The sequence below is a fragment of the Nocardia sp. NPDC055002 genome, from assembly GCF_053608825.1.
Window position 1 is genome coordinate 1,215,789 of sequence record NZ_JBSGWE010000001.1, and the last position, 13,039, is coordinate 1,228,827.

General features: G+C 67.8%; 9 protein-coding genes. 4 read left to right on the top strand and 5 right to left on the bottom strand.

The annotated features are described in order from the left end of the window. Positions 1 to 12 precede the first annotated feature (12 nt). Positions 13 to 876: an SDR family oxidoreductase gene (locus ACWF99_RS05825; protein ID WP_378660062.1), complete on the top strand. Its 864-nt coding sequence runs from the start codon at positions 13 to 15 to the stop codon at positions 874 to 876. A gap of 148 nt (positions 877 to 1,024) precedes the next feature. After that, a complete protein-coding gene (locus tag ACWF99_RS05830; protein ID WP_452534949.1) occupies positions 1,025 to 4,327 on the top strand; it encodes a protein kinase domain-containing protein in 3,303 nt (1,100 codons plus the stop codon). Positions 4,328 to 4,341: 14 nt separating this feature from the next. Here ACWF99_RS05830 and ACWF99_RS05835 read toward each other — a convergent pair whose 3' ends face one another. Then, on the bottom strand, positions 4,342 to 4,746 hold the full coding sequence (locus ACWF99_RS05835) for a MarR family winged helix-turn-helix transcriptional regulator (protein WP_378630665.1): 405 nt from the start codon (positions 4,744 to 4,746) through the stop codon (positions 4,342 to 4,344). A gap of 77 nt (positions 4,747 to 4,823) precedes the next feature. On the opposite strand from ACWF99_RS05835, the gene ACWF99_RS05840 reads away from it, so the two are divergent. Next, positions 4,824 to 6,644, top strand: a complete 1,821-nt coding sequence (locus tag ACWF99_RS05840) for an ABC transporter ATP-binding protein (RefSeq protein ID WP_452534951.1) — start codon at positions 4,824 to 4,826, stop codon at positions 6,642 to 6,644. Between the two features lie 28 nt (positions 6,645 to 6,672). Here the strand turns inward: ACWF99_RS05840 and ACWF99_RS05845 are convergent, their stop codons facing one another. Further along, positions 6,673 to 7,185, bottom strand: coding sequence for a hypothetical protein (locus ACWF99_RS05845; RefSeq protein WP_452534953.1), 513 nt, complete (start codon positions 7,183 to 7,185; stop codon positions 6,673 to 6,675). Between the two features lie 433 nt (positions 7,186 to 7,618). Between ACWF99_RS05845 and ACWF99_RS05850 the strand changes: the two genes are divergently transcribed. Next, positions 7,619 to 8,161: a hypothetical protein gene (locus ACWF99_RS05850; RefSeq protein WP_378630662.1), complete on the top strand. Its 543-nt coding sequence runs from the start codon at positions 7,619 to 7,621 to the stop codon at positions 8,159 to 8,161. Between the two features lie 129 nt (positions 8,162 to 8,290). Here the strand turns inward: ACWF99_RS05850 and ACWF99_RS05855 are convergent, their stop codons facing one another. From ACWF99_RS05855 to ACWF99_RS05865, 3 genes are read right to left on the bottom strand one after another with little or no spacing between them, the layout of a single operon-like run. Next, positions 8,291 to 9,367 carry a family 2 encapsulin nanocompartment cargo protein polyprenyl transferase gene (locus ACWF99_RS05855; RefSeq protein WP_378630661.1) on the bottom strand — a complete coding sequence of 359 codons (1,077 nt, stop codon included), beginning with the start codon at positions 9,365 to 9,367 and terminating at the stop codon, positions 8,291 to 8,293. Continuing rightward, positions 9,364 to 10,755, bottom strand: coding sequence for a family 2B encapsulin nanocompartment shell protein (locus ACWF99_RS05860; RefSeq protein WP_452534955.1), 1,392 nt, complete (start codon positions 10,753 to 10,755; stop codon positions 9,364 to 9,366). The genes ACWF99_RS05855 and ACWF99_RS05860 overlap by 4 nt, the downstream gene beginning before the upstream one ends. Further along, positions 10,752 to 13,037 (bottom strand): terpene synthase family protein, encoded by a 2,286-nt coding sequence (locus ACWF99_RS05865; protein ID WP_452534956.1) that lies wholly within the window; start codon positions 13,035 to 13,037, stop codon positions 10,752 to 10,754. The genes ACWF99_RS05860 and ACWF99_RS05865 overlap by 4 nt, the downstream gene beginning before the upstream one ends. Between the last annotated feature and the right edge of the window lie 2 nt (positions 13,038 to 13,039).

The window sequence follows — 13,039 nt, forward strand, 5'->3', positions numbered from 1 at the left end:
ACGTCACACGGTATGACCACCCCCACATCCACGACCTCGTCCTTCCCGCTGGCCGGGCGCACCATGATCATGTCGGGCGGCAGCCGCGGCATCGGGCTCGCGATCGCCGTCGCCGCCGCCCGTGAAGGCGCCAACATCGTGCTGCTCGCCAAGACCGATACGCCGGACCCCCGGCTGCCGGGCACCGTCCATACCGCCGCCGCCGAGATCGAAGCCGCCGGTGGACGGGCGCTCGCCGTGGTGGGCGATGTGCGCGACGAAACCTCGGTCGCCGGCGCGGTGGCCCGCGCGGTCGAACGTTTCGGCGGCATCGACTACTGCGTGAACAACGCCTCGGCGATCGCCCTCGCCCCCACCGAGGAACTGCCGATCAAGCGATTCGACCTGATGCAGCAGATCCAGCTGCGCGGCACCTATCTGCTCTCGAGCGCCTGCCTGCCGCACCTGCGCCGCAGCGACAACGCCCACATCCTGAGCCTGTCGCCGCCGCTGAATCTCGCACCCGAATGGCTCGGCGCCTATCCCGCCTACATGCTCGCCAAGTACGGGATGTCACTGCTCACGCTGGGCTGGGCCGCCGAATACGCCGAACACGGCATCGCCGGCAACTGCTTGTGGCCCGAGACCCTGATCGCCACCGCCGCGGTACAGAACCTCCTCGGCGGCGACGACGCGATCGCCAAAGCCCGCACCCCGCAGATCATGGCCGATGCCGCCGTGGCGCTTTTGCGCAAGGACGCGCGATCGGTCACCGGAAACACGTTCCTCGACGTCGACGTGCTGCGTGCCGAAGGCGTCACCGATTTCTCGCCGTACGGAGGTGCCGACGGGCTGGAATACGACATCTTCGTCGACCCCCCGAACAAGCGCGGCTGAGCCGCCTACCCGCAGCGCGAGCGCAGACGCTTCCGTCGCCGCCCGAAACGCGCCTGACGTCGTCGAACACAGCCGGCTCCGGGACTATCCTCGGTAGAGGGCGGGCGCACCAGCGCACCGCCACGAGGCCGCACCGAATCGAGCCTGAATGGCCGACAACATGCCGACGCAGCGCAGCTCGGCCACAGGGATCGCGGCGGAATTGACCGCCGAGGGCTTCGAGGACGCCGAGGAGATCGGGCGCGGCGGTTTCGGCGTGGTCTACCGCTGCGCTCAGCCCGATCTGGACCGTGTCGTCGCGGTGAAGGTACTCACCGCCGAGCTCGACCCCGACGGACTGCAACGCTTCGTGCGCGAACAGCAGGCGATGGGCCGCCTGTCCGGACACCCACATATCGTCGCGGTCTTCCAAGCAGGCACCACCCACGGCGGGCACCCCTACTTGGTGATGCCTTATCACGCGCGTGGCTCGTTGGAACAACGCATCCACGCCGTCGGCCCGCTGGATTGGGCGGCAACGCTGCGCTTGGGCGTGAAGATGGCGGGCGCGCTCGAGACCGCGCACCGGGCCGGCATCCTGCATCGTGACGTGAAACCGTCCAACATCCTGCTCAGCGACTACAACGAGCCCGAACTCACCGATTTCGGGATCGCCCGGATCCAAGGCGGATTCCATACGACCACCGGGATCGTCACCGGCTCCCCCGCTTTCGCCGCGCCGGAAGTCCTGCGCGGCGCGCAAGCCACGGCCGCCGCCGACGTGTACGGCCTGGGCGCAACCCTGTTCTGCGCCCTCACCGGCCATGTCGCCTACGAGCGGCGCGTCGGCGAGCAGGTGTTGTCGCAGTTCCTGCGGGTCTCCGCGCAGCCGGGGCCCGGTCTCACAGACCACGATGTGCCCGACGAGGTCAGAGCCGTCATCGAGCACGCGATGGCGACCGATCCCGCCGACCGTCCGGACAGCGCCGCCGCCCTCGGTGCGGAACTGGTTGCGGCCCAGCGCAGTACCGGCAGCCCGGTCGATGTCCTGCGGGTCCCCGATACCCAGCGACCGGTCCCGGTGCCGATCGCACCGGGGTCACGGGCCCGCGAACGCACCACCGCACCACCCACACCCGCGACGAAGTATCGCCCGCCGACCCCGGCGCGCGCGACCCTCGCCAGAAAGCGTCTGCTCGAGCACCTGCGCACTACCGAAGGCACCCGGCTCACCGCCATCCACGCGCCCAGTGGATTCGGCAAGACGACCGTGGCTGCCCAGTGGCACGACGAGCTGGTCGAGCACGGCGCCGCGGTGGCGTGGCTGACCGTCGACGAGGACGACAACAATGTCGCCTGGTTCCTCACCCACCTCGCCGAGGCGATCAGACCCACGGTTCCCGCTCTCTCCGACAACCTCGACCGGTTACTGGAAGCCGGCCCCGAAGACCCGACCCGCGCCGTGCTCACCGCACTCGTCGACGGCTTACACGCCGACGACCGGCGGGTGACACTGGTACTCGACGACTGGCAGCGAGTCACCAGTCCCGCCTCTGTCGCAGCGGTCCGGTTCCTGCTCGAGCACGGCTGTCACCATCTGCCCCTCGTCGTCACGAGCACCGAGCGACTCGACCTGCCGTTGAGCAGGCTGCGCATCCACGGCGAACTCGCCGAAATCGACGCCACCACACTACGTTTCAACGCCGACGAGGTACACGCGTTCCTCGCCGAAGCCGGCGGTGTACACCTGAGCACCGACGAGGTGTCCGCGCTGGCCCGCGCCACCGACGGCTGGGTCGCGGCGCTGCAGCTGACGGTTCTGTCGCTACGCGCCGGCGAAGACCCGGCGCATCTGCTCGACAGCCTCGCCGCGCACCCCGACATCGGCGCGTTCCTGGCTGAGAACGTTCTCGGCGCACTGGATCCGGACACCCTCGAATTTCTCATGACGACCTCGATCTGCGAGCGGATCTGCGGCGGACTGGCCACCGCACTGACCGGTCGCGCCGACGCCGCTGCCCTGCTCGCCGACATCGCCGACCGCGGCTTGTTCCTGCTTCCCACCGGTCCCGCCCACGACTGGTACCGCTACCACCAGTTGTTCGCCGGATACCTGTGCCGCAGACTGGCCCAGGACCGCCCGACCGAGATCACCGGGCTGCGGCTGCGGGCCGCCGACTGGTTCGCCCACCATCACCTGCTCAACGACGCGGTCGAACACGCACTCGCCGCCCACGACCCCGAACGGGCGGCGGATCTGGTCGAGCAGAGTGCGGGCTACCTGCTGGAGCGGTCGAGAATGGTGATGCTGCAAGGCATTCTGGTGAAGCTACCCAGCTGGGTATGCCGGACCAGACCCCGTATCCAGCTGTTCGACGTCTGGATCAATCTGGTGCTGCGTAGACCCGCGGCCACCGCGTCCTCCCTCACCCGCTTCGAGACCGCGCTGGCCGTGGCTCCACCCGCCGAACCCGAACGCACCGATCTGCGCGCGGAAGCCGATGTCGCGATCAGTGTCCGAGAGATGTTCGCCGACCGGATATCGGAGCTGGACGGCCTGATCGGTGACGCGCTGGCCCGACCCGACGACTTCTCCCCGCGCATTCCCGGGGTGGCGGCCAATATCGCCACCTTCGCGGCGATCCAGCGCTTCGACTTCGACGAGGCGCGCCGATGGCAGCTCTGGGCGGCGCCGTACCACGAGGCGACCGGCCCGTTCCTGTCGGCGTACGGGCGGTGTTTCGCGGGTGTGGCTGCCCGCGAACAGCTCGACATACCCGGCGCGGAGGATCTGTTCACGACCGCGCTCGATACCGCACGCACGACCATGGGCGCCGGCGCCCACGCAACTCGCCTCGCCTGCGCGCAGCTCGGCGAATTGTGCTATGAGACAGGCGATCTCGAGACCGCAGCCGATCTACTCGAGCAGAGCAGGGAACTGTCCGCCGAGGGCGGTGGCGGCGTGGACTTCATGCTGGCCACCTACGCGACCGGGGCGCGGGTACGCGCACTGCGCGGCGACCGCGACGGCGCCCTGGAACTCCTCGACGAGGGCATGTCCCTCGCCGAACGCCTGGACCTACCACGCCTGGCCGCCCGAATTCGCAACGAAAGGGTGCGTCTGGGTGTCGAACTCGACCCCACCGTGTCAGCCGCGGTGATGAGCGCGCGCAGGATTCGACGCGACGAGGGAATCGCCACGGCCATCGATGAATCCGATGAGGACTCCGCGATCCGGTTGTTGCTGACGACGGATCGGCTCCGGGAGGCGATCGAACGCGCCGAGAACTTGGTCGCCGGGATAGACACGCGGCGCAGGCCACTGGCCGCATTGCGCGCCGGGTTCCTGCTCGGCAGCGCCCTGCGCCGGGCCGACCGCGAGGCCGAGGCCGACCGGATCCTCACACCACTGATCCGGCGATGCGATCGCCTCGGCCTGGTCCGCCTGCCCGCCGACGAGATGGCGACCTAGAGGGTTCCCGTACCTCAGCGGACGAGCTTGCCGAGGATGTCCCGTAACGAAGCGCGCTCGTGGTCGGTGAGTCGTCCGAAGAAGTCGTCGGCGTCCTTTGTCCGGGCGGCAGTCAGGGTGGCGAGTGTCCGCTTGCCCAGCGTCGTCACCGCAACGAGAATCGCGCGACGGTCTGTCGGGTCGGGTCGCCGTGTGACCAGGCCGGCCTCCTCGAGCGCGTCCACCACCTCCGTGGCCGACCGGGCGCTGATCCGCAACGCGTCCGCGATGGCCGACAGCCGGAGCCCCTCGTGCTCACCTGCCACGCGAAGCGCGCGGGCCTGGTGTGGCGTCAGCCCCATCGGCGCGTACGCCGCCGACCAGCGCCGACGGAGCGTCCTGGCCACCTGCATCAGGAGGTCGCTCTCGTTGTCGGGCATAAACCCGCCTCTCGCTTTGTTTTCCCTACCAGATAGTGAGGTAACCTCAGCATAAGCACAACCCAAGGGGGTTGCATATGGAAGTGAAAGTCTCCGCCGGAGGCGGCCGCACCCGCCGACCCGACCCGGCCGACCGCGCACAACTGCGCGAGTCCCCCGTGTCCCTGCGCCGCATCGCCGCGCTCTTCGCGCCGTACCGGCTTCAGCTCACCCTGCTGACCGTCCTGATCGTGGCGGGTTCGACGATCGGCCTCGCCTCGCCGTTCCTGCTGCGACTGGTGATCGATGACGCGCTCCCCCACCAGGACGTCCCGCTCCTGCTCTGGGCAGTGGGCGGCATGCTCGCCGTCACCGTGCTCACCGCCGTGCTCGGCGTGGGCCAGACACTCATCTCCACCACGGTCGGGCAGCAGGTCATGCATGTCCTGCGTGCCGACGTGTTCCGCCATCTGCAGCGGCAGTCGCTGGCGTTCTTCACCCGCACCCGTGGCGGTGAGGTCCAGTCGCGCCTGATCAACGATGTCGGCGGCATGCAGTCCGTGGTCACCAGTACCGCGACCTCCATCGCGAGCAACGTCACCACCGTGGTCGGCACCGCCGTCGCGATGGCCGTGCTGTCGTGGCGGTTGTCGCTGCTGTCGCTGGTGGTGCTGCCGCCGGCGATCTGGCTGACCCGGCGCGTAGCGCTGCTGCGCCGCGACATCACCGCCCAGCGCCAACGTCACCTCGCCGAGCTGCACGGCCAGGTCGAGGAGGGACTTTCGGTGAGCGGCGTGCAACTGGGCAAGACCCTCGGCACCGGCCCTCTCGCGTCGGCCCAGTTCGAGAAGACCTCACACGACCTGGTCGGCCTCGAAGTGCGCTCACAGCTCGCGGGCCGCTGGCGGATGGCCACCATGAGCATCCTCTTCGCGGCCATCCCGGCGCTGCTGTACCTCGCCGCCGGTCTGCCGGCGACCAGCAGCGGCATGACGATCGGCACGCTGGTCGCCTTCACCACGTTGCAGGCGGGGTTGTTCAGGCCGCTGATGGCTCTGCTCAATGTGGGTGTCGAAGTCACCAGCTCGATGGCGTTGTTCAGCCGGATCTTCGGCTATCTCGACCTTCCGGTCGAGATCGATGAACCCACCCAGCCGGTCGACCTCGACCCGCGCGATGTCGTGGGCGAAGTCCGGTTCGACGATGTCAGCTTCCGCTACGACGCCGCGGGCCCCGACGTGCTCGATGGCGTCTCGCTCGTCGTGCCTCCTGGATCGACGCTCGCGCTGGTCGGCGAGACCGGTTCCGGCAAGACCACCCTCGCCTCGCTCGTCGCGCGACTGCACGACGCGACCGGCGGCCGGGTAACTATCGACGGCGTCGACGTCCGCGATCTGGAGCTCGGCACCCTCGCTCGCATCGTCGGCGTGGTGTCTCAGGAGTCGTACCTGCTGCACACGACCATTCGTGAGAACCTTCGCTATGCCAAGCCGGGTGCGACCGATGCGGAGATCGAGCGCGCGGCCCGTGCCGCCCAGATCCACGAGCTGATCGCCTCGCTGCCCCAGGGCTACGACACGGTGGTCGGGTCGCGCGGTCATCGGTTCTCCGGCGGTGAGAAGCAACGCATCGCCCTCGCCCGCACCCTGTTGCGCGACCCGCGCGTGCTGGTGCTCGACGAGGCGACCAGCGCCCTCGACAACGAGACCGAGCGCGCGGTACAAGCCGCCATCGACATCGTCGCCCAGGGCCGCACGGTCATCACCATCGCGCACCGGCTCAGCACCATCCGCGATGCCGACCAGATCGCGGTCCTCCACCATGGCCGGGTCGCCGAGCTCGGCGACCACCGGACCCTCGTCGACGGCGGCGGACGCTACGCCCGGCTCAACGGCGCCGCCGACGTCGTGGCGGCCTGATCGGCCTACCGAGGTCGAGGCCGTCGATCTACGGACAACCGCCGAGCCACCACCACCCACCGCCCAGTTCCATTGTCGGACAGATCGGATCGCCGAAACCGTCATACGGTTCGGGACCAGGCGATTCGGTGAAGTGCGCGTAACCGACGGCGCCGTCGGGGATTCCCAGGTAATCGGGTACGAACCGCACCGGAGGTCCCCCGACCGTAGTGATAGTCGCCACTTTGCAATTCGCCGACACAAAACACAGGTGTCCCGGCAAGGGGCTGCCGTAGTAGCCGCCGTCGTCCGGAGTCTCCAGTGCTGCCACCGCTGTGAACGCCGGTCGCTCGAGCCAGAATCGGGTCCGCGCCCCGACCTCGGGACAGGCGACGAACAGAACTGGTGCTCCGATGCCCACCACGGCCATCGCGGCGGTGATCGCCAGCGGCCATCGCTGTGTCTGCTCGCGGGCACGGGCCATCGCGACCGCGAACAGCGCGATCACTGTCAACCACGCCATCCCGAGCACGGGTAGCGCCAGCAGCCACAATTCCGTCATCACCCAACCCCGATGCAAGCTGACCATGATCGCCGTCAACATCAGGAATGCGGCGCATGTGGGCGCAACCGCAGGAGGGGACTTCGCGAGGAGCACGACGACAACGTATCCCGCCCGCGTGGCGGTGCCGCGGTGAGAATGTGCGGAATTCGTGTGGCTGGAACTTTGAACGCGAATTCAGTCCCGCCACAGGGACCTTCATCGAGTAGCTGCTGACTCGACCCGTCGACGAAGAAGATCTCGCGGAAGACCTCTGAGCCTCAGCAAGAAGCAGGCGTCAGCCGTGCAATCCGCCTCGGGTCTGGCGGACTTGGTGCCAAAATAGTCGTGTACCAACATCTTCGAATCGCAGGTGCTACCGATGACTGGCATGGCCGAGGGGTGAAAGACTTGGCCGTCCAGCGGGGTGACGGCTGCCTGGTACGGGAGCGACGTGATGCTGACAGCGAGGACGCTGGCCGAGGCGACCGCCTACCTGAGCCTTGTCGCCGCATCCGATGCGGCCCGGCACGGCCCACCCGAAACCTCGCTGACCGAAGGAACGGAAGCGTGGACGGTCCACTCGCAGCTCGGTGATGTCGCCGTGCGCTACCAGTCCGAGGACGTCAGCCGGAGACTGGGGGTCGTGTACGGCCTCGGCGTTTCTCAGCTCATCGACGCCGGCCAGTGGATCATGATTTCCCAAACTTTTGCGCGCCGCGCACTCGAGGCGGACATGGCCTACTCCGCCAGGCCCGGTCAGGACCGCGCGTCTGTTGAGCTAAATTGGCAGTTCGCGGCCGAGGCGGTCGGTGAAGCGATGAAATTCTTGCCCGAGGGCGCGGACAGACTGCCGGAGAGAGCATTCTGGTCCGAGCTCGGCGAACAGTTCGCGCGCGAGCAGCCCGACGGGATCACCCGGGCAAAGCTCGTCGACGACCATGAGTACTACACAGGCACCCTCGACGACTTCCGTCAGCTCTACGGTGAAGCCTGAAATCTACCCGACAGATCCAGAGGGCGCGGCTACTCCGCCGTGGAATGCCGCCCCAGCCTCCGCCCGACCGGCCACGGCCCGATCGGAACCGTGGCCGCGATCGGGCGGTGGCATGAGAAGCGCTCGGCGTCAGCAGTCTCGGTTTGCGGCCAGTGCCGCGAGCAGGTCCAGGTCGGCCAGGGCTTCGGCGTTCGCCCCGACCTCGCTGATCGTCGACATGGCTTCCTCGTACAGTTGCCTGGCCTGCAGCCGACTCCATTCCCGCCCGCCGGCGGCTTCGACCAACTCGGCGGCACGGACCAATTCGGCGTCGTCGAGCGGCTTTTCACGGAGGTAGAGCTCGGCGAGCGCGCCCGCTTCCGGGGTGTTCGAGCGCAGCGCGAACACCACCGGCAACGACTTCTTGCGGCTCCGCAGGTCGGAGAACACCGATTTGCCGGTGACGTGGGGGTCGCCCCAGATGCCGAGCAGGTCGTCGGTGTGCTGGAAGGCACGGCCCAAGCGCCTGCCGAACTCTTGCAGCCGCAACAGCTCACCGGAGTCCGCGTTTCCGAACAGGCCACCGAGTGCGGCCGAACACCCGAACAGCGCCCCGGTCTTCTGATCGACCATGGTGAAGCACTCGTCGAGCTCGACATCGGTGCGCCGCTCGAATCCCAGGTCCGCGCACTGACCCTCGACGAGGTGCAGCACCGAGCGGCTCATCAGATTCGTCGCTTCGACGATCGGTGTGTCCGGCTCCGCGGCGAGCAGGGAATACGCCTGGGCCACCAGAGCGTCGCCGGCGAGGATGGCAGGCCCGATCCCGAACGCGGTCCACGCTGTCGGCCGGTGCCGTCGGGTGGTGTCCCGGTCCATCACGTCGTCGTGCAGCAACGAGAAGTTGTGCACCAGTTCGACCGCGACGGCAGCGCGGACGGCTTCTCCCACGTCGCCGCCGGTCAGCCGCGCGGCCGAGAGAACGAGGGCAGGGCGAATGGCCTTGCCGCCGTCGTGACGTTCCGGCCGCCCGGTCTTGTCCCACCAGCCGAAGTGGTAGCCCACGATCGTGCGGACCGTGGCAGGCATCATCTGCACGGTGGCATGCAGGGTGGCCGCGCAGGTCTCCCGACATTGATCGAGGACGTCGGCGGCCGTGCGCGAGCTGTGCGCAACAGCGGGTGTGGGCACCGGGATCGGCGTGGTCGCGACATGCGGGGTGCTCATCGATTCACCTGCACTTCGGTCAGCGCGCCGAGTGCGTCCGGAACGAGCACTGCCGCAGCATGATTGGCGCTGATCAGGTAGGAGGCGATGGCGCGGTCGTCGATGCCGGTGAAGCGGACGTTGACGCCCGGCTCGACTTCGTCGGGCAGACCGGTCTGGCGCAGGCCGATCACCCCGTCATCCGATTCACCGATCCGCATCGCCAAGATGGTGCTGGTTCCGCTCGGTGAGATCGGGACCTTGTCCGAGGGCAGCAGCGGCACGTTACGCCACGCGTGCACCCGTCTTCCCTCGATTTCGGTGTGATCGGGGTAGATGCCCTGGGCTGTGCATTCGTGGCCGAACTGGGCGATGACGCGGGGGTGGGCGAGGAAGAACGCGGTCTTGCGACGGCGGGCCAGCAAGCGATCGAGGTCCTCGGGTGTCGGGCGGCCGGTGGCCGAGCACAACCGCTGACCCGGATCGACGTTGTTCAGCAGACCGTAGTCGTGGTGGGTCAGCAGGTCGCGTTCCTGACGTTCCCGCAACGCCGCGATCGACAGGCGCAGCTGCTGGTCGAGCTGGTTCATCGGCTTGTTGTAGAGGTCGGTGACCCGGGTGTGCACGCGCAGCAGCAGTTGCGCGATGCTGAGCTCGAGTTCGCGTGGTTGCTGGTCGTAGTCGACGTAGGTCCCGGGCAGCGTCGGCTCACCCTGCTGGCCCGACAGCAGTCCGATCGCCGCCTGACCGTATTTGTCGGCACCGCTTCGTTCGGCGGCGACCGCGGCCCCGAGGCCGGCGACATGGGCGGCGAGGCGGGGTTCACGGGCGCACAGGGCGTCGAATACGGCGCGCGGCAACGCCAGAACCGTACAGGCGGTGTTCGCGGTCGCCGTGTATTCCCAAATGGCCTGCCCGCCAAGGAGTGTGGAGGCACCGAGGTGGCTGCCGTCGTCGAGCACGTCGAGCTGTACCTGCTGACCGTAGTCACCGGGGCCGGTGAGCACGACCCGGCCGTGGGCGAGCACATAGGCCGCGTCGATTTCGTTGCCGAACTCGCAGATCGTCTCCCCCGCCGCGAACTCCTGCTGCGTGAACAGGTGGGCGATCTCGCGCAACGTGTCGTCGTCGTCGAAATCGCGCAGCGCTCGCAATTCGCGCAGTTCGGCGGGGACCACCTGGTACCGGCCGTTGGCCAGCGTGCAGGTGACGTAGCCGTCCCCGACGGTGTAGGTCAGGCGCCGGTTGACCCGGTAGGTTCCGCCGTCGACCTCGACCCAGGGCAGCATGCGCAGCAGCCAGCGGGGCGTGATCCCCTGCATCTGCGGAACAGATTTGGTGGTGGTCGACAGTGTGCGGGCGGCGGCGACACCGAGCGCTGTCGGTGGGTTCTGGGCGGTGCTGGTCACAAGGAGGTCCTTCCCGGCGAGGTGGCATGGGTGGCGACGGATCCGACTCGGGGTCGAACCCGGGCGGCGGCGGTGCCGATGCCCGAGGGTCCCCACGTGTGGACCGGCCGGGCGGCGGTTCGCGGTTGATGGCCGACCGGGTAGCGCAAGTTCTCGGGGCGGTAGCGGCTGGTGTCGCGATGCCAGTGCAGGATGCCCGCGATCCAATCACGCAGTTCGTCGATATAACTGGTCAGCGCCGCGCGAGCGGCGTCGTCGAGTCGGTGATGTTCGAACAGGACGGGCAATTCGTCGTCGACGAGTCGCTGGAACTGTCGCATTCTGGCCCGCATCAGGTCGTCGACGACCGTAGCGGCGACGTCGCGGTCGCAATCGAAGAACGACTCGACCACCAGGATCGCGTTGTGCAGCTCGGATTCGTATTCGATTTCCTTTTGATAGGAGTAGAAGTCGTTGATCAAACAGCCGTAGTCCTGCGCGGCGTGTTCGATGCCGCGCATGGTGGTGGACTCGAACACCGCATCGGGGATCAGGCCGCCGCGGGCGATCTTCGACAGTGCGATCGTCAGATCCGAGCCGAACGTGCGACGGCGCATCTCCAGGTAGTCGACCGGGTCGGGGACGCGATGCTGGATGTGGTTGGCCAGCTCCCACAACCAGCTTTCGGTCATGGACTCCACCGCTTGCCGGAAGGTGCGCCGAGCCGCCGGCGACATCGGCCCCGCCGTCCGCGACCACAGGTCCACCAACGACCGTTCCAGCGGGTTGATCGGTGCGTCAGCAGGTTTCAAGTCCAGCGGCATGAACGTCGACAGCCTGGCGTTGCAGGCTTTCGCGCCGGCCATCGCGGCGGCACCCTGGGTGGGCGGGAAGACGGTGGGAAAATAGTCGTCGCCCCAGGTCCCCCAGGTGAGCCATTCGGCCGACAGCGTGAGCACGTCGACATCGGCGTCGGGGTCCAAACCGGCTGAGCACAGCGCGAAATCGAATCCGGTTGTATCGTCGCGAGTCCACAACTGCCGGCCACCGAGCTCGGGCAGCGGATCGTGGAATCCGACCTGTTGCGCCCAGTCGATGCTGGCCGAGCGCGCCACGGGCAGGTGCGGTGACAGACTCAACTCGAACGGTACGTCGAAGTCCGGCAGCGGCAATTGCCCGGTGCGGCGCAACGGAGTCCGGGTGTGGCTGCGCACGCCGCCCGGCCCGGCGAGACCCTTCCAGAACCCGGGTCTGGCCAGTTCGGTGCCGATTCCCGCGGGACCGAACGACATCGGCCCCGTCGCGGCGGAGCCGTTCATGTACCGATTGGACCGCAGGTGCCATTCGTGGCCACCCGACTGCCAGTCCTGCAGACCGTGCGCGTACGACAGCGCCGCCGCGCACTGCACCGGGTCCAGCCCGTGCTCGTCGAACAGCAGGGGCAGCTCGGTGAGCACGGTGTTCTCGAACTGGTGGATCCGCGAGGTGAGCTGGTCGTTGACTATATCGGCGGCCTGCTGTGGCGAACAGTCGAAGAACCGCTCTACCACCAGGACTCCGTTGTTCACCTCGCCTTCTTCCTCGGTCTCGCGCTGATACGAGAAGATGTCGTTGCGTAAGTGGACCGCGTCGGAGAACGTGTCCTTGAGCACGCGCATCGGCCGGGTGCCGACGATGGCTTCGGGAATCTCGACGCCACGGGCGTACTCCACCAGATCAGCCGACCACGGTGCGCCGCCGACCCTGCGACGCATCTCGATGTAGTCGATGGGATTGGGAATCCGGGCGGTATTGATATTGCCTATTTCCCAGACACAGTCGAGCAGCAGGTTCCGGGTGCTTTCGCGGAACCGTTCGCGCCAGCATTCCGACATCGACGGCACCGTCCGGGTCCAGAGGTCGGCGAGACCGCGTTCGTCGGGATTGGTCGGTTCGGGCATCGCGGCACCGTCGGGCGGCATGAAGGTGGCCAGACGGTCGAGATACCGCCGTGCACCGTCCATGTCACCGGTGCGTTTGAACGCGTCGAGAAAGTGGTCGTCGAAATAGAAGACCCAGGTGTACCAGTCGGTGACGGTGTCGAGCACCGGTGCGCCGGCTTCCGGATGGGTGTAGGCGCACAGGCCGGCGTAGTCCATGCCGTCGAAGCTCGCCTCGTCCCACACCACGTCGCCGCCGACGGTGTCGCCGAGCATTCCCATCTCGTAGGCCCACTGTTTGGTATGTGCCCGTGCTTGTTCCACGTGCGCGTTCAGCCGCGCGGGATGAGCGACGTAGAACTCGGGCAGCTCGAAGGGCTGCACGA